Raw genomic sequence first — 19,735 nt, forward strand, 5'->3', positions numbered from 1 at the left:
GATTTTCTCGCCCCATGGCCGAAACGCTTCGCCCCGAGACTGCCGAATCCGTGCTCGATGTCGTCCGCTGGGCGGCCGCCGAACAGGTGCCGCTCGAAATCCTGGGACACGGGTCGAAGCGCGGCATCGGCCGCCCGGTTCAGGCGGAATACACGCTCAATCTCTCCGCTTTGTCCGGCGTCACCCTGTACGAGCCGGACGAGCTCGTCTTCTCCGCCAAAGCCGGCACGCCGCTTGCCGAGATCGAAAAGCTCCTGGCGGATGCCAATCAGGAACTCGCCTTCGAGCCGATGGATTACGGCCCGATTTTCGGGCAGGAGCCTGGGACGGGAACGCTGGGCGGTGTGCTCGCGGCCAATCTCGCCGGTCCGCGCCGCATCAAGGCGGGCGCCGCGCGCGACCATATTCTCGGGCTGTCGGCCGTCTCGGGCCGCGGTGAGGCCTTCAAGGCTGGCGGGCGCGTGGTCAAGAACGTGACGGGCTATGATCTTTCCAAGGGGCTTGCCGGCTCCTGGGGGACGCTCGCGCTCGTCACCGATCTCACTTTCAAAGTGCTGCCGCGGCCGGAGCGCATCGCCACCGTGCTCGTCCTCGGCCTCTCAGATGAGGCGGCCTGCGCGGCGATGGCCGAAGCCATGGGCTCTTCGCACGAAGTCTCGGGCGCGGCGCATCTGCCGAAAGGGATGGCGCAGGCCTGTGGTCTTAGCGTCGAAAGCTCCGTGACCGCGCTCAGGCTGGAAGGCTTTCCCTCATCCGTCTCTTATCGCAGCGAGGCGCTCAACGGCATGATGCACGACCGCGGCGCGGTGGAGATCCTCGACGTGCCGCAATCGGAAAACTTCTGGCGCGCCGTCCGCGACTGCCTGCCTTTTGCCGGCCGCAGCGATCCGCTCTGGCGCGTCAGCATTGCGCCGCGCGCCGGTGCGGCGCTGATGGCGAGGCTCGCGAACGAGCCGCTCAATTTCTTTTTCGATTGGGCCGGCGGCCGCGTCTGGATCGAGGTTGCGAGCGGCGCGGAAGATGCCGCCGAAGGCGCCATCCGGCGGGCGATCAGGGCGGTTGGCGGCGGCCACGCGACGCTGATCCGAGGCTCTGCGGCCTTGCGCACCGGCATCTCGCCCTTCGAACCGCAGCCGGCCCCGCTCGCCGCTTTGTCGCGGCGATTGAAAGAGAATTTCGATCCGCAGGGGATATTGAATCCCGGCCGGATGGGGAGCTGATCTTGCAAACATCCTTCACCCTTCAGCAGCTCGCCGATCCGCGCATCGAGGAAGCCGATGCCATTCTGCGCAAATGCGTGCATTGCGGCTTCTGCCTCGCCACCTGCCCGACCTATGTCGAACTCGGCAACGAGCTCGATAGTCCGCGCGGGCGCATCTATCTCATCAAGGATATGCTGGAAGCAGAGAAGCCGGCGACGGCGGAGGTCGCGCTCCATATCGATCGCTGTCTCTCCTGCTTCTCCTGCATGACGACCTGTCCGTCCGGGGTCGATTACATGCACCTCCTCGATCAGGGGCGGCGGCATATCGAAGAGACCTATCGCAGGCCCTGGCACGACCGGGCGCTGCGGGCCGTTCTGGCGCATGTCATGCCTTATCCGGCGAGGATGCGGGCTGCCCTCGTCACCGCCCGATACGGCCGGCCCCTGGCGCCGTTGCTCGCCCGCATGGGGCGGCCATTCGACCGGCTTGCCATGATGCTGCGCCTGGCGCCCAAGCGGCTGCCCGCGAAAATCCAGGCATCGGAGACGGGTCACGCCTTTCCGGCCAATGGTGCCAGAAAGGGCCGTGTGGCGCTTTTGACGGGCTGCGCGCAATCGGTGCTCGATCCGGGTATCAACGCCGCCACGATCCGGCTTCTCACCCGCCTCGGCATCGAAGTCGTGCTGCCGAAGGGCGAGGGCTGCTGCGGCGGCCTCGTCCACCATATGGGGCAGGACGAAAAGGCCCTGCCGATGGCGCGCGCCAATATCGACGCCTGGCTGAAAGAGATCGACGGCGAGGGGCTCGATGCCATCCTCGTGACGACCTCGGGCTGCGGCACGACGATCAAGGATTATGCGCATCTGTTGAAGGGGGAGCCCGCCTATCGCGAGAAGGCGGAGCGCGCATCGTCGCTTGCCCTCGACATCAGCGAATATCTCGCTCGTCTCGATCTGCCCGCACCCCGCCGCCGAACCGGCCTCAAGGTCGCCTACCACGCCGCCTGCTCGCTTCAGCATGGCCAGAAGGTGGTGAAGGAGCCGCGCACGCTCCTGGCGGAGGCGGGATTTGAGGTTCTGGGCATCCCCGAAGGCCATCTGTGCTGCGGCTCGGCCGGCACCTACAACATTCTGGAGCCGGAGATCGCGGCGAGGCTGCGCGACCGCAAGGCGGCGAATATCGAAAGCGTGGCGCCGGAGGTGGTGGCGACCGGCAATATCGGCTGCATCACGCAGATCGGCTCCGCGATGGAGATCCCGGTCCTCCATACCGTCGAGCTCCTCGACTGGGCGCATGGTGGCCCGCCGCCGGAAGCCTTTGCCGGGCACGCGCTGGAACCAACGCGGAGCAAAGCCGCTTCGTCTTCTGAAAGGCCGCTTGCCGTCTCCTGACGGCGGTCGCAAGGAGGACGCAATGACGTTCCACCGAAAAGCCGCGGGCGCCACTCTTGCTCTCGGTCTCGTGCTCGCTATGCCGCTTCTGCCGACAGGGCTAGCCCATGGGCAGAGCGCGCCGACTGAAGCTGAGCCGAGCACGCCGGGGGAGGACATGCCCGCGCCGACGCCGCCCGAAGACATCGTTCCCGATGCGCAGCCTTCCCCGCAAAGTGAGACGAACGATCCCGAGCGGGCGATGAGCCTGCTCATGCGGCTGACCGGCCGTTGGGCGCCGACCGACGAAAGCTGTCAGGCGCAGGACGGCGCCGACGTGCCTTTGCGCATCGAGCGGGGCGGCCTGACGGATGGAGGCCGCTCCTGCCGGTTCCTCGATCTCAGAAGTCCTTCCGAGGATCGTCTCGACGCGACGGCGGCCTGCGGCGAAGCTGAGGGGGCGGAGAGTTCCGAGGAATTCGGGCTGGAGCTCGATGAGACGGGAGCGCTGACCCTGACGCGTCCCGACGGTGAGACGGCACGCTTTTTCCGTTGTCTCGACGAGGCCTAGCCGCCGCGTCGCCGCGTGTGAGCCCTGCATCCCTCTGCCGGCTGATATGTGCCGCGAAACCAAAGGAAGCCCGGGTCCGTTCCCCGAGTGAATTCCATGAACACTCGACGGAAGGGAGCAAGCATCCTGATGGATCTTCAAATCTCAGATCGTGTCGCGCTGATCACTGGCGCAAGTGGCGGCATCGGCTTCGAAACGGCGCGGCTCCTGGCGGAGGAGGGCGCGAAGCTCGTTCTTTCCGACCTTCGCATCGACGAGCTCGAAGAGGAGGCGAAGCGCCTGCCGACCGACGCCCTGTGCATGGCAGCCGACGTCACCGACCAGGAAGCCGTCGATGCTGTCGCCGCCGCCGGGCGCGAGCGCTTCGGCAGGATCGATATCGTCGTGCATGCCGCAGGCGTGACGGGGGCCAAGGGTGATCCCATCGACATGAGCGATGAGGATTACCGGGAGGCCTGGGACATCGATTTCATGTCGGCGGTGCGTGTGGCGCGGGCGACTTTGCCCGGCATGCGCGACGCGAAATGGGGGCGCTTCATCTGTGTGACCTCGGAAAACGCCGTGCAGCCCTATTGGGAAGAAGCCACGTACAATGCCGCGAAGGCTGCGCTCTCCGCATTCGTCAAGAACATCTCCTATCGGGAGGCGAAGAACGGCATCCTCTGCAACACCGTAGCGCCCGCCTTCATCGAGACGCCGATGACGGATGAGATGATGAAGCAGCGCGCCGAGAAGCTCGGCGTCTCTTTCGAAGAGGCGATCCAGAGCTTCCTCGATGAGGAACGGCCAGGGATCGCCTTGAAACGGCGCGGGCAGGCTTCGGAGGTTGCCGCGGCGATCGCGCTTCTTGCCTCCGAGCGCGGCTCCTTCATCAACGGCTCAAACCTGCGCGTCGACGGCGGTTCGGTGCAATCCGTGCAGACGTAAGGGGGCGCTATTCGCTGCGGCTGGCGCTGTCGTGCAGCCGGCCAAGACGCTCTGCGGCCTCCGACAGGCGGCGCGACAGAAGGAGAGCTTCGCTTGAGAGATGCGCAATCTCCGTGCGCAGCATCGCCGCTTCCTGAGCCATCGGATCCTCGTCGGCGGGCGCCACGCCGCGGCCGATCAGAAGCCACATCGGGCTGACGCCGAGGATGCCGGCGAGCATGTTGAGGCGGTTCGCCCGCGGCTCGGCACGATCGTTTTCCCACTGCGACAGCGTCGAGGTTTTGACGCCGAGACGGCGGGCGAGCTGCGCGGTGGAGAGGCCGATGGCGTCACGGGCGCGGACGATGCGGCCGCCGAGTGTGTCGCCGTCATCGGCATCAAAATCGGTCGGGCTGCTTGTCGTGGCGGCTTCCATGCTTAATTCCCCCAGGGACTGGCGCGGTAGAGCATGCCGGGCGGCACACTATTGATCATCTGATCGAACGATCACACGGGGCCTGCGATCGCAACGGGTGCGTAGTCGCGCGGCAGCGCTCGCGTTTTGCCCCGCACTCTCATCGTTTGGAGAAAACATATTGCACGAAGACGGCAAAGAATCCACCGGCCGCATCGTCTCCCGCACCGCGATTTTCCTTGCTGGTGTCGTGGTTCTCTTCGTTTTGTGGAAGGCGACGTCGGCTCTTCTTCTGGTCTTCGCCGGTCTCGTGCTGGCGGCGGCTTTGAGCTTTGCCTCCGACGGCCTGCACCGGCTGACGCGGTTGCCGACGCGCCTTGCGAAGATTTTCATCTATCTGGCGGCTTTCGGGGCGATCTTTGCGGTGATCGGCTGGGGCGGAGCGACGCTCGCGGCACAGGCGAGCGATCTCCTGGCGCGGACCGACAGTTTGATGCGCAATTGGGGCGACCAGCTCTCGCAGCTCGGTTTCAGCTTCATCAAGCCGAACGGCGACGTTCAGCTCTCTGAGATGACGCCGAACCTGAAGGCAATGATGGGCGATGTGGGACGCGTCGTCAGCCTTATGTTCGGCAGTCTCGCCAATGCGCTGATCGTCGTGTTCCTCGGCATTTTTCTGTCCTGGTCGCCGACGACCTATCGCGACGGGGTTTTGCATCTCGTCCCCGTCAAGCGGCGCGAACGTTTTCGCGAGGTGATCGAGGCGGCCGCGGAAAATCTCGGCTGGTGGATGGCTGGCCAGGCGATCAGCATGACGATCATCTTTTCGGCGAGCTGGATCGTGCTCTGGCTGATCGACATGCCCTATGCGTTCCTGCTGGCGTTGCAGGCGGGGCTTCTTGCCTTCATTCCGACGCTCGGTCCCGCGATCGCAGGTGTGGTGATCATCCTGGCCGGTCTGTCGGTTTCGGGGACGATGGCTCTTTGGGGGGTGGGCGCCTACGTCCTGATCCAGGGGCTCGAGAGCAATATCACGCAGCCGCTGGTGCAGCAGCGCACAACGTCGCTGCCGCCGGCGCTGACCCTTTCCACGCAGCTCGTCTTTGCCGCCGTTCTGGGCGGGCTGGGGATGGCGCTCGCCGTGCCTCTCCTGGCCGTCTCCATCGTCTTCGTGCGCGAGCTTTACGTGAAGGACGAGCTCGAAGGCGGAGAACTGCTCGCAGATGATGACCGGGATCCCGTTTAGTGGCGATCGAGCGGCGCCTGCCTGCGCGGTTTGGCGTTCCAAAGCGTGTCTGACGGTGGCAAAAAAAACGCCCCGGTCCGCAAGAAGCGGGCCGGGGCGTTTCGGTGCAGCGTTCGAGGGTAAACGCTTAGCGAACGATAACCTTGGTGCCGACCTTGGCGAGATAGTGCAGCTCGATCACGTCATGGTTCATCATGCGGATGCAGCCGGAGGAGACGTTGTGCCCGATCGTCCACGGCTCGTTGGTGCCATGGATGCGGTACATCGTGTCCTTGTTGCCGTCGTAGAGGTAGAGGGCGCGGGCGCCGAGCGGGTTGTCCGGGCCGCCTGGCATGCCGCTGGAATATTCGACGAGCCGCGGCTCGCGCTCGATCATCTCCTTGGGAGGTGTCCAGGTCGGCCAGTCGGCCTTGGCGCCGACATGCACCTCGCCGGTCCAGCCGAAGCCTTCGCGCCCGACGCCGACGCCGTAGCGGATCGCCTCGCCGTTGGGCAGCGTGTAGTAGAGAAACTTGCTCTGGGAATCGATGATGATCGTGCCCGGCGCTTCCGGTCCGTCATAGGCCACAATGTGGCGGCGATACTCAGGCGCCGGCCCACGCTGATGGCTTTGATGCGGCTGAATCGTGACGAGCTGCCGCTGCACGGGATCGAAGTAGCGCAGCGTCTGCGCCTGAGCCGTGACTGGCGCGAGAGTGGCAAGGACCACCGCCAGAGCGGCCGATGAAGCAAGGGTTCGGGCAAGAACGTTGCGCATGAGTGCCTCCGATTTCGCAGCGCGGGGAAGGTGGGGCGCTCCCCACCGCTGCGTCATTTCGGCACATAAATGCGCGACACATTCGAATCGTTCCATGCGGACGAAAAGTGACGCGAATGCGTCACTTTTGCGCCGATGGACACGTCAAAGGACGATGACTTTCGCCCCCGGCTTTACGCGATTGTAGAGGTCGATGATGTCGTCGTTGACGAGACGAATGCAGCCTGACGAGACGTTGAGGCCGATCGTCCAGGGCTCGTTGGTGCCGTGGATGCGGTAGAGCGTGTCGCGGCCGCCGTCGAAGAGATAAAGCGCGCGGGCGCCGAGCGGATTGCTCGGACCGCCAGGCATGCCGTTGGCGTATTTCTTCAGGCGCGGCTCGCGGGCGATCATTTCCTGCGGCGGAAACCAGCGCGGCCACTCGCTCTTGCGCGCGACATGCACTTCGCCGTCCCAGCCGAAGCCCTCTCGTCCGACGCCGATGCCGTAGCGCACGGCCCGATTGTGCGACAGGACATAATAGAGGAAGTGCTTGTTGGTATCGATGATGATCGTGCCGGGTGCCTCCCTCGTGGAGAAGCGCACCGTCTGCCGGTGATATTTTGCCGGCGGCTTGCGGTTCTTCGAGTAGCGCTGATCGACTTCCACGAAGCCGCCGCTCACGGGATCGAAGAATGTGAGCGCCTGGGCGCTGCCGAAAAGTCCCAAGACGAGAATGGCGATGGCCGGCAGGCCCGCGCGGATCAGTCTGCGATGAAACATGCGATCAACCTCTTACTCCTTGCAAACTTTCTAGAAAGCCGGTCACGCGCCCACAAGTCGCGCATGACGGTGCAACGCACATGCGGTCAGAGGTGTGGCGCATCTGCCATTGTCGCACGCCACTTGCCGCGTGCTCCGAGACGGGCTCGGAGCACCACGGCAGACAGCTCTCTTGTGGGATTTGAGACGAGTGGCCGGGTGCGCTCGGTTAAAGCACGACGACTTCGGTGCCGACGCCGACCTGATTGTAGAGCTCGATCACGTCCTCATTGCGCATGCGGATGCAGCCGGAGGAGACGGCATGGCCGATCGTCCAGGGCTGGTTGGACCCGTGGATGCGGTAAAGCGTCGAGCCGAGATAAAGCGCACGGGCGCCGAGCGGATTGTCCGGCCCGCCTTCCATATGGTCGGGAAGACCCGGCTGGCGCGCTTTCATCTCTTCAGGCGGATACCAGGAGGGCCATTCCGCCTTGCGCGTCACCTTATGCTTGCCGGCCCATTGAAAGCCCGGCCGGCCGACGCCGACGCCATAGCGTTTCGCCTTGCCGCCCGCCTGGACGAGATAGAGGTAGCGATTGTTGGTATCGATGACGATCGTGCCGGGTGCCTGGCTCGTGTCGTAATCGACGATCGTCGGAAGATAGGCGGGGTCGATCGAACGCGCGGCCGGACGGGCCGCAACCTGCGGCGCTGCAGGGGCGGCACGTGGTGCATTCACCGGGGTGACGGGGCGCATCTGACGCGGCGCGGGGCGCGCGACGGCGCGCGGCTCCTGGCGCAGATAGACGGGCGTCGGATAGCCTGCGGGATTGGCGCGCGACGGCATCTGCCGTTGCGTCGGGGGCGGCGCGATAAAGCGGGCCGGTTGATTGCGGGAACGATAAACCGCGCGCGGCTGAGGCTGCGGCGCCTGTGGCCCGGCATAGAGGCGGCGCTGCGGCTGCGCATAAAGCTGGCGCTGCGGCTGCGCGTAATACTGCGCCCGCGGCTGCGGATCGAAGAGAACCTGGAGAAGACCGCGCTTTTCGACGACGACCTGAGGGCGGCGGGAATCGGCCAGCATGATCGGGCGCGCAGCGGCTCCCTGGGCCGGTCCGGCCGCCAATTGCGACAGCCATTCCTGCTGCAATTCGGCTTTGAGCGGCACGGACGGTTTGCCGCCCGACCCGGCCATCGTCGCCTGAGGTGTGAGCGCGCCAAGGCTCAGCACTGCAAGCGTGAGAAGAACCTGCTTCATAGAAACCCTCGTCACCCAGCGTCGCAGTCGGTTGAGATTGCGGCAGTTTTTAAGAGATGCAGACGACGCTAGTGCGAGGCTGACAAATGCGGGTAAACGCCGCCCCGAAACCCGAAAATGCAGTGAATTTCGGGTTGCCGAAGAGGCTTAAGGAAGGGTGAATGGGGTCGGCGGGGCGCGGAAATGGCGGCAGAGCGATGATAACTCATGCGAGACGAGGAGGCGAAGGCCTGTGAGCGAAAGTGACGAGACAGGCGAGACGAAGGGCCTGGTGCGCGAGGATGACGGCCAGAGCCGCTGTTTCTGGTGCGCGGGCGATCCTCTCTACCGCGCCTATCACGACCGCGAATGGGGCCGGCCTGTCGAGGACGATATCCGGCTTTTCGAAAAGATCTGTCTGGAAGGCTTTCAGGCCGGCCTCTCGTGGCTGACGATCTTGCGGAAGCGGGAGAATTTCCGCGCCGCCTTCGCCGGCTTCGATTTTCGCGAAGTCGCGCGCTTCGGCGAGCCGGAGGTCGAGCGTCTTCTCAAGGATGCCGGCATCATCCGCCATCGCGGCAAGATCGTTTCCACGATCAACAATGCCAAACGGGCGATCGAGATCGTGGAAGAGACGGGCTCTCTCGCGTCGTTCTTCTGGAGTTTCGAACCTCATGAGCACGCAAGGCCCGAACGCCTCGACCATGCAACGCTCGTGAAACTCGCCCACACGGAGGAATCGGCCGCCCTCTCCAAAACGCTGAAGAAGCGCGGCTGGTCGTTTGTCGGGCCGACGACCGTTTATGCGTTCATGCAGGCGATGGGCCTCGTCAACGATCACATCGAAGGCTGTTTCTGCCGCGACGAGGTGGAAGAGGCGCGCCGGGCTTTCACGCGGCCGCTCCCGAAAGGGGCGTAGGACATCCAATCGAAAGGGACGGTGTCTTCCCATTTAGCCGAAAAGCCTAGGCGCCCCGTGTCGAGCCGACGCTGCCCGCCCGGTTGCCGCTCCATCCTGCTTCGGCTAGGAGAAGCCCGGCTCTGATGCCGAAAACCCAAGCGAAACGATCTGAAATGGCCTCCAAGGACAAGAAGAACAGGCTCCCCGCGCGCCTGCCGCGCGGCTTTATCGACCGCGAGGCCGGCGATATCCGCGCGACCGAAGAGATGCTCGCCGCGATCAAGCGCGTCTATGAACGCTATGGCTTCGAGCCGGTCGAGACACCCTTCTTTGAATACACCGAAGCGCTCGGCAAATTCCTGCCCGATCAGGACCGGCCGAACGAAGGTGTGTTCTCGCTGCAGGACGACGACGAGGCCTGGCTGTCGCTGCGCTACGACCTGACGGCGCCCTTGGCGCGCTACGTGGCGGAGAATTACGAGCGGCTTCCCAAGCCCTATCGCAGCTATCGCGCCGGCTGGGTGTTCCGCAACGAAAAGCCGGGCCCGGGCCGGTTCCGGCAGTTCATGCAGTTCGACGCCGATACGGTCGGCGCGCCCTCCGTCGCGGCGGATGCGGAAATCTGCATGATGGCCGCCGATGTGATGGAAGCGCTCGGCGTTGCGCGCGGCGACTACGTCATCAAGGTCAACAACCGCAAAGTTCTCGACGGCGTCATGGAGGCGATCGGCATCGGCGGCGAGGAGAATGCCGGACGCCGCCTGACGGTGTTGCGCGCGATCGACAAGCTCGACCGCCTCGGCATCGATGGTGTGCGCGAGTTGCTCGGCGAAGGCCGCGAGGACGAGAGCGGCGATTTTACGAAGGGCGCTGGTCTCTCGAAGGAGGGGGCCGAAGCGGTCCTGTCGCTGTTTAATCTTATCGGCTCGAACGAGCGCTCAGGAACGAGCAACGCGCCGGTGATCGAGAAGCTGAGAACATCGACATTTTCCGAAACGCCCGTCTATGCGGAAGGCGTCGGAGAACTCGCCGAAATTGCCGATCTGGTCGAAGCCGCAGGCTATCCGACCGACCGGATCGAAATCGATCCTTCGATCGTCCGAGGCCTGGAGTATTACACTGGCCCGGTCTTCGAGGCGCAGCTCACCTTCGAGGTGCCGAACGAAAAGGGCGAAAAGGTCGTCTTCGGCTCCGTCGGCGGTGGCGGGCGCTATGACGGGCTCGTCGGCCGCTTCCGCGGCGAGGACGTGCCCTCGACCGGCTTTTCGATCGGTGTGTCGCGCCTCGCCGCGGCCTTGAAGAATCTTGGGAAGCTCGGCTCCGAGGACGAGACCGGACCGGTCGTCGTCACGGTCATGGATAAGTCGCGTCTCGCCGATTATCAGGCGATCACCGCGGAGCTTCGCGCCGGCCTCAACGCCGATCTCGGCCCTGCCGAGCGCCCGGTCCCGGTTGAGATGTATCTCGGCGGCTCCGGCATGAAGGCGCAGCTCAAATACGCCGATCGCCGCAACGCGCCCTGCGCCATCATCGCCGGCTCCGACGAATTCGACAGCGGCCGCCTGCAGGTGAAGGATCTTCTGGAGGGCAAGCGGCAGGCTTCGGCGATCGCAAGCCACGAGGAATACAAGGAAGAGCGGCCGGGCCAGTTCGACGTGGCGCGCACCAACCTCGTCGAAGAGGTGAAGGCGCTCCTGAAGCGGCAGCGCGGCGAGGCCTGAGATGGGGGTGACGCCGGCAGGGAAAGGCGCGGGGAGTTTAAGCCGATGAGCCTCTCCTTATGAGTGCCTCCCTATGAGCTTGCGGCCGCTTTTCGAAGGGGCGGGCGGACGCCTGCTCGACCTGCCGGTGCTGCATGCCGCCGATCCGTTTCTGGAGACGGCGGGCGAGGACATTCGCCGGCGCATGTTCGTGACGGAAGGGCCGAGCGGCGAGCGCCTGGCTCTGCGTCCGGATTTCACCATCCCCGTCTGCCTGCATCATCTGCGCTCCGGCGTTGAGGCGGGGCGCTATTTCTATGAAGGTGTCGTCTTCCGCCGCCACGACCGCGGTTCGGCGGAACGCGCCGAGACGGGGTTTGAGGTGATCGGCGAGGCGGAGCGCGCCAATGTCGATGCCGAGCTTCTGGCGCTTGCCGTCGAAGGGGTCAGGCGCACGGGTCTTGCCGGGATGCGCCTCAGGATCGGCGATATCGGCCTCTTCACGGCACTTCTCGCCGCCCTTGAATTGCCGCAGGCCTGGCGCCAGCGTTTCCGGCGCGCCTTCGGTGCCGATCGCCGTATCGAGGCGCTGATTGCGCGTTTCGAAGAGACAGCTTCGGCGAGTGTGCCTTCAAGGCTCGAACCGGACCTGGAGAAGGCTGCCGGCGATCAGGACGAGGAGGCGTTGACGACGCTTCTTGCCGAGCGTTTCGAGGCGCAGGGCTATCAGGCTTATGCGAGCCGGGCGCCGGAAGAGATCGCCGCGCGCTTTCTTGAACAGCGCGCCCTCTACGAGACCGAGATCGCGCCAGAAAAAGTGGCGGTCCTGAAGGCGTTCCTGGCGATCGAGGCCACGCCGCAGGATTTGCCCGAGCGTCTCGCCGAATTCGGCCTACGTTTCGGCATCGATCTTAAAGAGCCGGGGGCACGTCTCGAACGGCGCATGCAGAAGCTCGAGCGCCGCAGCTCGGGCCTCGAAGTCGTCTTCGAAGCAGGCTTCGGCCGCGCGCTCGATTATTACACCGGCCTCGTCTTCGAGATCCGCGATGCCGCGACGGGACGCACGGCCGCCGGCGGTGGACGCTACGACCGGCTTCTGGAAATGCTCGGCGCCGACCGGCCGATCCCGGCCGCCGGATTCACCATCGATCTCGGCGAGGCGAGAACCTTCGCTGGCGCACTCGGAGAAGTGTCGTGAGCGAGACCATCACTCTGGCGATCCCCTCCAAGGGCCGGCTGATGGAGGAGACGGAGCGACGTCTGGCGGCGGCCGGCTACAAGGTCGCGCGCATCGGCGGGGCGCGGCGTTACCGTGGCGAGGTCGAAGGCTGTCCGGAAATCGAGATCGCCTTTCTGTCGGCATCGGAGATTTCGCGCGAGCTCGGGCTCGGCCGCGTCCATGTCGGCGTCACCGGGCTCGATCTCATTCAGGAGACGGTGCCGGCCTGGCAGGAGAAGATCGGCCGCATTCTGCCGCTCGGCTTCGGCCATGCGGATGTCGTCATCGCCGTGCCGGAATTGTGGATCGACGTCGCCACGATGGAAGATCTCGACGATGTGGCGGCGGGCTTTCTACAGCGCCATGGAAGGCGTCTGCGTATCGCCACCAAATACTGGAACCTGACTCAGCGCTTTCTGGAAAGCCACGGCATTGCGCTCTACCGGATCGTTGAAAGCCTCGGGGCCACCGAAGGCGCGCCCGCCGGCGGCATGGCGGATGTCATCGTCGACATCACCTCGACCGGATCGACCTTGAAGGCGAACCACCTGAAGATCTTGGACGACGGCGTCATCCTGCGCTCGGAGGCGTGCCTCGTCATGTCGCGCCGGGCGCCCTGGTCGGATGCGACACGCCATGTGGCCGAGAAACTGGTCGATGCCGTTGCGCAAGAGCTTGAGCGCAATCCTGCCGCCGAGGTCGGTGAGGCCGCCGGAAGCCGGTAACCCTTTGGGAACGCGTCTTCTTTAGAGTTCATCCGGTTTCACTCTCGAAGATCGGGCGGGCCCGCGATCATGGCTGCCAAGGCCGAAGACGCCGACGACCGGCGCACACGCGCGGTCGCGCTGCAAGGCAAGGTGATGGGCGCGATTGCCATCGCCTGTTCCCTCGGTCTGATCTCCGGCCTCTACGTCCTGTTCAAATCCGACGCCATGGAAACGTTTCGCAAGATCGATGCGGCGACCGCGAGCTTTCCAGGGGCGTCCGAGAGGCCCCGGCCGAATGGCGACATCTCTGTCTCCGTGCCTCGCGCAGTCGTCTCCAGGCCTTTCCGCTCGGGTGATGCGGAGGCACGCCGGGTTGCGCCAGAGGTCGCGCCGCGCGAGCGGATGCCGGAGCCGGCGGGCAATCCGCTTCCCTCAGACGTGAGCTTGCGCCCGGGGCTTTGAGCCGATGTTTTTGGCGAGCGGCCTTCCGCTGAAAGGCCGAGTGCGAAACGATGGCTTTCTTTCAGGCAAAAAGAAAGGGCGGCCGAAGCCGCCCTTTCCGAAAAGCGAGGGTCGTGGACCTTAGAAGTCCATGCCGCCCATGCCGCCCATACCGCCGCCCGGCATGGCCGGAGCAGCGCCTTCCTTCTTCGGAAGCTCGGCGATCATGGCCTCGGTGGTGACCAGAAGGCCGCCGATCGACGCCGCGTCCTGGAGAGCGGTGCGAACGACCTTGGTCGGGTCGATGATGCCGGCCTGGACGAGGTTCTTGTACTCTTCCATCTGGGCATCGAAGCCCCAATCGGCCTCACCCTTGTCGAGAATGCGGCCAACGACCACGGAAGCATCGACACCGGCGTTCGAGGCGATCTGGCGGATCGGAGCCTCAAGAGCCTTGAGGATGATCTTGATGCCGGCCTGGACGTCCGGATTGTCGGAGCTGAGGCCGGTGACGGCCTGCTTGGCGTGCAGGAGAGCGACGCCGCCGCCCGGAACGATGCCTTCTTCAACCGCCGCACGGGTGGCGTTGAGGGCGTCGTCGACGCGGTCCTTCTTCTCCTTCACCTCGGTCTCGGTCGCACCGCCGACGCGAATGACCGCAACACCGCCGGCGAGCTTCGCCAGGCGTTCCTGCAGCTTCTCACGGTCGTAATCGGAGGTGGTCTCCTCGACCTGCGCCTTGATCTGGGAAACGCGAGCTTCGATGTCGGCCTTGTCGCCAGCACCGTCGACGATCGTGGTCTCTTCCTTCGTGATCGTCACCTTCTTGGCGGTGCCGAGCTCGTTGAGGGTGATGTTCTCAAGCTTGATGCCGAGATCTTCAGAGATGACCGTGCCGCCCGTGAGCGTCGCGATGTCCTGCAGCATGGCCTTGCGGCGATCGCCGAAGCCAGGCGCCTTGACGGCCGCGACCTTGAGGCCGCCGCGCAGCTTGTTGACGACGAGCGTGGCAAGAGCCTCGCCTTCGACGTCTTCAGCGATGATCAGGAGCGGACGGGAAGACTGAACCACGGCCTCGAGGACCGGCAGCATTGCCTGCAGGTTCGAGAGCTTCTTCTCGTGCAGGAGGATGTACGGATCCTCAAGCTCGGTGACCATCTTCTCGGGGTTGGTGATGAAGTACGGCGAGAGATAGCCGCGGTCGAACTGCATGCCTTCGACGACTTCGAGCTCGGTCTCGAGGCTCTTCGCCTCTTCGACCGTGATGACACCCTCGTTGCCGACCTTCTGCATCGCCTCGGCGATCATCTGGCCGACTTCCTTGTCGCCATTGGCCGAGATCGTGCCGACCTGAGCGACTTCCGCAGACGTGTCGATCGTCTTGGAGCGGCTCTCGAGATCCTTGATGACCGCGGCGACGGCCATGTCGATGCCGCGCTTCAGGTCCATCGGGTTCATGCCGGCGGCAACCGACTTGGCGCCTTCCTTGACGATGGACTGGGCGAGAACGGTCGCGGTCGTGGTGCCGTCACCGGCGATGTCGTTCGTCTTCGAAGCGACTTCGCGCACCATCTGCGCGCCCATGTTCTCGAACTTGTCGTCAAGCTCGATTTCCTTGGCGACGGTAACGCCGTCCTTGGTGATGCGCGGAGCGCCGAACGACTTCTCGATCACCACATTGCGGCCCTTCGGGCCGAGCGTTACGCGCACGGCGTTGGCGAGAATATCGACGCCACGCAGCATTTTCTCACGCGCATCAGCGGAGAATTTCACGTCCTTGGCTGCCATATTGCGAACCTCTGTTTTTTGAATTGCGGGAAATTAGAAAGCGCGATCGGCGATTAGGCCGCCTGCGCCACACTCTCGCTGTCGATGACGCCCATAATGTCGGACTCCTTCATGATGAGGAGATCTTCGCCATCGATTTTGACTTCCGTGCCGGACCACTTACCGAACAGGATCCGGTCGCCGACCTTCACGTCGAGGGCCTGCACCTGGCCGTTATCGTCACGCGCGCCAGGGCCGACGGCGATGACTTCGCCTTCCTGCGGCTTTTCCTTGGCGGTGTCCGGAATGATGATGCCACCCTTGGTCTTTTCTTCAGACTCAAGCCGGCGGACCACAACACGGTCATGCAGAGGGCGGAACTTCATGTTTCTTCCTCGCGTCCTTTATGCGGGCGCGCTGCGCCCAATGAGGGGATTTGCTGTTGTTAGCACTCTCTACGAGTGAGTGCTAAGCGAGCGGGAGATAGGTGCTGGCCTCGGGCTTGTCAACTGGCGAGAACGCATCGAAGTGCGAAAGCCTTTTGCCTCAAATCCGGCGCACATCCGGTGCGGATGTGGGCCAGATCGCGCGCGACGCAGAGGCGCTATGCGGGCCAGAAATCGTGTCTGGCGAAAGGAGCGTCGCCCCCTAGTTAGGGGCCTACCGTGCAATTGCCAAACGGAGATTGAGATATGGCGAAGATTCTCGTGCTTTATTATTCGAGCTGGGGCCACGTGATGCAGATGGCCGAGGCGGTTGCCGAGGGCGCCACGAGCGCCGGCGCCAACGTGACCGTCAAGCGTGTGCCCGAGCTCGTGCCGCAGGAGATCGCGGAAAAGTCCGGTTATCTTCTGGATCAGCCATACCCGATCGCCGAACCCGGCGAACTCACAGACTACGACGCGGTCATCGTCGGTACGCCGACGCGTTACGGTGTCATGTGTTCGCAGATGAAAAATTTCTGGGACCAGACCGGCGCCTTGTGGGCGTCGGGTGCGCTCGTCGGCAAGGTCGGCGCCGTCTTTACGTCTACGGGCACCCAGCATGGCGGCCAGGAGACGACCATCACCTCCACGCAGGTGATGCTGCTGCACCAGGGCTTCGTCATCGTCGGCCTGCCTTATTCGTTCCAGGGCCTGACGAAGATGGACGAGATCACCGGCGGTTCGCCCTATGGCGCCTCGACCTTGTCCGATGCGGACGGTTCGCGTCAGCCGAGCGCCAACGAGCTGGAAGGTGCGCGCTTCCAGGGCCGTCACGTGGCCGAGATCGCAACCAAGCTTTCCGCGTAATGTCCTGAGTTCAGCTTCTGGACTAACTCTAAACTTACGACTCTTGGCGGGCGGTGAATGGTGCATCGCCCGCCATTTTTCTCGATCAAAACAGAATTGAATAAGATTCTACTTGAATTTGTGCGGTTGAACGGATTACGAGCCGGCTCGGGGGAACACCGATGCCGCAAAAAGAGCATCCGATCGTCTTCACGATCTATTCTGGCCTCGTGAGGGTTCGCCTCGGTGATCTGCTGCTGGCGCGCTCGTCCCGGGCAGTTGTCGCGTCTGAGGCGGGCCGCCCGGACGTCATCTATATTCCACGCCACAATGTCCGCATGACCCATATGCAGCGTTCGGAAAGACTCACGACTTGTCCGTATAAGGGTGCTGCGAGCTATTACTCGCTCATGACGGAAAAAATGGTCGTGCCGGATATCGCCTGGTCTTACGAGAATGCCTATCCCGCCATCTCACGCATTGCGCATTATCTCGCTTTCGATCCCAAGAAGGTCGAAATCGAGCTGAGCGAATCCTCTGCGGGAGAGCCGGATTCAGAAGCTCTCAAGCCAGGGCCGTAGCTCCACCTCGAAGCTCCATGCGGAGCGTTCCTGGTCGAGGACGCCGAGATAGGCGCGGGCGATCGCATCCGGATCGAGGAGCGATTGCGGCTTGTCTGCGGGTTCGCTGCGGCCCGGCGTGCGGATGGCGCCGTCGATGATGAAATGCGCCACATGAATGTTCTGCGGCTGCAATTCGCGGGCGATGGATTGCGCAAGGCCTCGGAGGGCAAATTTGCCCATGGCGAAGGGCGCCGATTGGGCGAAGCCCTTGACGCTGGCCGAAGCGCCCGTGAAGAAAATGGCGCCGCCGCCGGCCTCGATCATCCGCTTCGCCGCCTGCTGCGCGACGAGGAAGCCGCCATAAGCCGTTACCTTGAGCGAGGTCTCGACGTCCTGAGGCCTGAGCTCGACGAGCGGCCCCTTGCTGCGATAGCTCGGATTGAAGAGCACGAAATCGGGCGCCGCGAGATCCCGCTCGACCGCCTGAAAGAGGTCCGCCACCTGGTCTTCCTCGGCGACGTCGCAGCGATAGGCGCGTGCGTCGAGCTCCTTCGCGAGATCCTCATGGCTCGCCATCGAGCGCGAGGCGAGGGCGATCCTGGTGCCGCGTTCGGCAAGACGGCGCGCGACCGCCGCCGACAATCCAGGGCCTGCACCGACGATGAGCGCTGTTTTCGGTGTCATTGCGGGGTCTCCTGGTCGGTTTCGATGATTTCGAGCGGGATAGAAAACCCCGCCGTCTTGGCCTTCTCCGTGTCGTGAAACGTGAACTCGGCCCGATAGTTGCCGGGCTGTAGCGCAGGGACGGGGCAGGACAGAACGACGTTGAAGTCGCGCTTCGGCGCCTTCACGGTAGTTTTGACCGCAAACACCTTCGAGCCTTCGGCGATCACCTGTCCCGTCAGATTGCTGATCGTGAGATCGACATCGAGCGCCACCCGATACGCGCCGTCCTGCGGCACGTAGCTGAAGGCAACCGGTTCGGCATAGACGCGCATCGTCTCGCCGGGCCGGTAGCGGTCGTCGGGACGGGGAATATAATCGCCGAAGCCTTCGGCAGAGCTCACCGCAAGCGCCTTGCGGAAGGCGAGCGGCCCCTCGCGCCAGACGATGTCTGAGGCCTCCTCGAGCAGATCGAGCGCGGCAACTGTCTCGCCCTTTTCAAGCGCTGCGGCGGCTTTCTCGCCGAGAGCGGTGAGACGCGGGTCCTGCGCCAGCGCCGCATTCTGGGCCGCTCCCACAAATACGGCTGCGGCCAGCAGCATCAAGCCCGCCCTGTGACGGAGCTCTCTCCAAGACATGACGCCCCCTTTTCTCTGCGAGGCTGAAATTCGCAGAGGGGCTCTTGCAGGGCAAGGGAGGGGAGTGGCGCGGGTGAAAGGCGGAGGAGGAGAGGCCGGGGCGAAGCCAGATCGCCCCGGCGGAGGTTATGAAAGGAGTATCAGCTCGCTGCCGGTCCGACGGTGATCACCGAAGGAGGCTCGCCATAGACCCGCTTGGCTGCGCGCTGCACGTCCTCGCGCGTCACGGCATTGATGAGCTCGTTGCGCTTGTCGACGTAATCGATGCCGAGATGGTCGAGCTGGATGGCGAGAAGCTGCTTGGCGATCTTGCCGGAGGAATCAAAGCGCAGGGCGTAATTGCCGGTGAGGTAGGACTTCGCATCGGCGAGCTCCTCGTCCGTCGGCCCGTTCTCCGCCATGTCTTTGACTTCCTTCACCATCAAATCGACGGCCTCCTGGGCGGCATCGGCGCGGGTCGCGGCAGCTCCCACCCAGACGCCCGCATGATCGAAGGGCACGAGGCTCGTTCCGACCGAATAGGCCAGTCCGCGCTCCTCGCGGATTTCGCGGTAAAACCTGGAGGAGAAGGTCCCGCCGCCGAGGATGTGGTCGGCGATATAGGCCGGGATGAAATCCGGATCGTCGCGCTTGATGCCGGGGCCGCCGAGGCGGATGGAGGTCTGCGGCACGGGAAGATCGACATGCGCCGTCTTGCCTGCGGCCGCAGTGACGTCGGCGATCGGCTTGAGGTCGGCTTTCTCCGGCAGATCGCCGAAGACTTCGTCGAGCCGGCCTTTCAGCGTTTCCGCATCGATCGCGCCCACGACGGCGACGACGAGGTTATCACGCGCGAGGTTTCTGTCGGCGAAGCCCTTGAGGTCGGCCCCAGTCAGCTCTTCCACGCTTTCCTCCGTCCCATCGCCGGTGCGGGCATAGGGATGGTCGCCGAACAAGGTCTTCGCCCAGGCGCGACGGGCGAGCTCATTCGGATCGGTCTCGTCGCTTCTGAGCTTCGACAGGATCTGCGCTTTGATGCGGGCGACCGGCTCGTCGTCGAAGCGCGGCTCGGTCAAGGCGAGTTTCGTCAGATTGAAAGCCTCGTCGGCATTGGCGGCAAGCGTCTTCATACTCCCGTAAAAAGCGTCGCGGCCGGTGTCGAAGGAGAGCTTGATGTTGAGATTGTCGAGGCGCGTCTGGAACGCCTTGGAATCGAGGTCGCCCGCGCCTTCGTCGAGAAGCCCCGAGGCGAGATTGGCGAGACCGGATTTGTTCTCCGGGTCCTGCACCGAGCCGCCGCGGAAGGCGAATTGCATGTTCACGATCGGCACCGTGTCATCTTCGACGAGCCAGGCCGTGATCCCCTTGGGCGAGGTCACTTCCTGGATTTCGATCGCGCGGGCGCGGCTCGGCATGGCAACGGCAAGGCTCATTATGG

At 64.1% G+C, this 19,735-nt stretch carries 21 protein-coding genes; 12 read left to right on the forward strand and 9 right to left on the reverse strand.

Going from position 1 to position 19,735, the window contains the following annotated elements; translation table 11 throughout:
• Window positions 1–14: 14 nt before the first annotated feature.
• The 4 genes from glcE (at window position 15) to EO094_RS10845 (ending at window position 4,073) form a co-directional block, all read left to right on the forward strand.
• Window positions 15–1,220 (forward strand): glycolate oxidase subunit GlcE, encoded by a 1,206-nt coding sequence (glcE, locus tag EO094_RS10830; RefSeq protein WP_128292313.1) that lies wholly within the window; start codon window positions 15–17, stop codon window positions 1,218–1,220.
• Window positions 1,221–1,222: 2 nt separating this feature from the next.
• The gene (locus tag EO094_RS10835) at window positions 1,223–2,596 is read left to right on the forward strand and encodes a heterodisulfide reductase-related iron-sulfur binding cluster (RefSeq protein ID WP_128292314.1); all 1,374 of its coding nucleotides are present in this window, start codon (window positions 1,223–1,225) and stop codon (window positions 2,594–2,596) included.
• Between the two features lie 22 nt (window positions 2,597–2,618).
• The gene (locus tag EO094_RS10840; protein ID WP_128292315.1) at window positions 2,619–3,146 is read left to right on the forward strand and encodes a hypothetical protein; all 528 of its coding nucleotides are present in this window, start codon (window positions 2,619–2,621) and stop codon (window positions 3,144–3,146) included.
• Window positions 3,147–3,275: 129 nt separating this feature from the next.
• A complete protein-coding gene (locus EO094_RS10845; protein WP_128292316.1) occupies window positions 3,276–4,073 on the forward strand; it encodes an SDR family NAD(P)-dependent oxidoreductase in 798 nt (265 codons plus the stop codon).
• Window positions 4,074–4,080: 7 nt separating this feature from the next.
• On the opposite strand, the gene EO094_RS10850 is transcribed toward EO094_RS10845, so the two are convergent.
• Entirely contained in the window at window positions 4,081–4,488 is a 408-nt protein-coding gene (locus EO094_RS10850) for a helix-turn-helix domain-containing protein (protein WP_128292317.1), read from the reverse strand.
• Between the two features lie 160 nt (window positions 4,489–4,648).
• Here EO094_RS10850 and EO094_RS10855 point away from each other — a divergent pair, with 160 nt between their 5' ends.
• Complete coding sequence (locus tag EO094_RS10855) at window positions 4,649–5,713, forward strand: AI-2E family transporter (protein ID WP_164879629.1); 1,065 nt, start codon at window positions 4,649–4,651, stop codon at window positions 5,711–5,713.
• Between the two features lie 127 nt (window positions 5,714–5,840).
• Here the strand turns inward: EO094_RS10855 and EO094_RS10860 are convergent, their stop codons facing one another.
• From EO094_RS10860 to EO094_RS18715, 3 genes are all read right to left on the reverse strand, one after another.
• Window positions 5,841–6,470, reverse strand: a complete 630-nt coding sequence (locus tag EO094_RS10860; protein WP_128292319.1) for a L,D-transpeptidase — start codon at window positions 6,468–6,470, stop codon at window positions 5,841–5,843.
• Window positions 6,471–6,614: 144 nt separating this feature from the next.
• A complete protein-coding gene (locus EO094_RS10865) occupies window positions 6,615–7,232 on the reverse strand; it encodes a L,D-transpeptidase (protein ID WP_128292320.1) in 618 nt (205 codons plus the stop codon).
• Window positions 7,233–7,440: 208 nt separating this feature from the next.
• The gene (locus EO094_RS18715; RefSeq protein WP_425455894.1) at window positions 7,441–8,295 is read right to left on the reverse strand and encodes a L,D-transpeptidase; all 855 of its coding nucleotides are present in this window, start codon (window positions 8,293–8,295) and stop codon (window positions 7,441–7,443) included.
• Window positions 8,296–8,701: 406 nt separating this feature from the next.
• On the opposite strand from EO094_RS18715, the gene EO094_RS10875 reads away from it, so the two are divergent.
• The 5 genes from EO094_RS10875 to EO094_RS10895 all read left to right on the forward strand — a co-directional run bounded on the left by EO094_RS10875 (window position 8,702) and on the right by EO094_RS10895 (window position 13,437).
• Window positions 8,702–9,367, forward strand: a complete 666-nt coding sequence (locus EO094_RS10875; protein ID WP_128292321.1) for a DNA-3-methyladenine glycosylase I — start codon at window positions 8,702–8,704, stop codon at window positions 9,365–9,367.
• A 125-nt stretch (window positions 9,368–9,492) separates the two neighbouring features.
• On the forward strand, window positions 9,493–11,070 hold the full coding sequence (hisS, locus tag EO094_RS10880) for a histidine--tRNA ligase (RefSeq protein WP_425455874.1): 1,578 nt from the start codon (window positions 9,493–9,495) through the stop codon (window positions 11,068–11,070).
• Window positions 11,071–11,143: 73 nt separating this feature from the next.
• Window positions 11,144–12,247: an ATP phosphoribosyltransferase regulatory subunit gene (locus EO094_RS10885; protein ID WP_128292322.1), complete on the forward strand. Its 1,104-nt coding sequence runs from the start codon at window positions 11,144–11,146 to the stop codon at window positions 12,245–12,247.
• Complete coding sequence (gene hisG / locus EO094_RS10890) at window positions 12,244–12,993, forward strand: ATP phosphoribosyltransferase (protein ID WP_128292323.1); 750 nt, start codon at window positions 12,244–12,246, stop codon at window positions 12,991–12,993. Before EO094_RS10885 ends, hisG begins: the two co-directional genes overlap by 4 nt.
• 69 nt (window positions 12,994–13,062) lie before the next feature.
• The gene (locus EO094_RS10895; protein ID WP_128292324.1) at window positions 13,063–13,437 is read left to right on the forward strand and encodes a hypothetical protein; all 375 of its coding nucleotides are present in this window, start codon (window positions 13,063–13,065) and stop codon (window positions 13,435–13,437) included.
• A 120-nt stretch (window positions 13,438–13,557) separates the two neighbouring features.
• On the opposite strand, the gene groL is transcribed toward EO094_RS10895, so the two are convergent.
• Together groL and groES are read right to left on the reverse strand one after the other, a co-directional pair.
• Window positions 13,558–15,204 (reverse strand): chaperonin GroEL, encoded by a 1,647-nt coding sequence (groL, locus tag EO094_RS10900; RefSeq protein ID WP_128292325.1) that lies wholly within the window; start codon window positions 15,202–15,204, stop codon window positions 13,558–13,560.
• Between the two features lie 53 nt (window positions 15,205–15,257).
• Entirely contained in the window at window positions 15,258–15,569 is a 312-nt protein-coding gene (gene groES / locus EO094_RS10905; protein WP_092809112.1) for a co-chaperone GroES, read from the reverse strand.
• 306 nt (window positions 15,570–15,875) lie between these two features.
• Here groES and wrbA point away from each other — a divergent pair, with 306 nt between their 5' ends.
• Window positions 15,876–16,475 carry an NAD(P)H:quinone oxidoreductase gene (gene wrbA, locus EO094_RS10910; protein ID WP_128292326.1) on the forward strand — a complete coding sequence of 200 codons (600 nt, stop codon included), beginning with the start codon at window positions 15,876–15,878 and terminating at the stop codon, window positions 16,473–16,475.
• Window positions 16,476–16,636: 161 nt separating this feature from the next.
• A complete protein-coding gene (locus EO094_RS10915) occupies window positions 16,637–17,035 on the forward strand; it encodes a DUF427 domain-containing protein (RefSeq protein WP_128292327.1) in 399 nt (132 codons plus the stop codon).
• Here EO094_RS10915 and EO094_RS10920 read toward each other — a convergent pair.
• From EO094_RS10920 to EO094_RS10930, 3 genes are all read right to left on the reverse strand, one after another.
• The gene (locus EO094_RS10920; protein WP_128292328.1) at window positions 17,009–17,701 is read right to left on the reverse strand and encodes an SDR family oxidoreductase; all 693 of its coding nucleotides are present in this window, start codon (window positions 17,699–17,701) and stop codon (window positions 17,009–17,011) included. The two genes, EO094_RS10915 and EO094_RS10920, sit on opposite strands and share 27 nt — an antisense overlap.
• Entirely contained in the window at window positions 17,698–18,282 is a 585-nt protein-coding gene (locus tag EO094_RS10925; protein WP_128292329.1) for a hypothetical protein, read from the reverse strand. The genes EO094_RS10920 and EO094_RS10925 overlap by 4 nt, the downstream gene beginning before the upstream one ends.
• 176 nt (window positions 18,283–18,458) lie before the next feature.
• Window positions 18,459–19,730, reverse strand: coding sequence for a M16 family metallopeptidase (locus EO094_RS10930; RefSeq protein WP_246008467.1), 1,272 nt, complete (start codon window positions 19,728–19,730; stop codon window positions 18,459–18,461).
• Between the last annotated feature and the right edge of the window lie 5 nt (window positions 19,731–19,735).

This window comes from Afifella aestuarii (genome assembly GCF_004023665.1).
GTDB classification, from domain to species: Bacteria; Pseudomonadota; Alphaproteobacteria; order Rhizobiales; family Afifellaceae; genus Afifella; species Afifella aestuarii.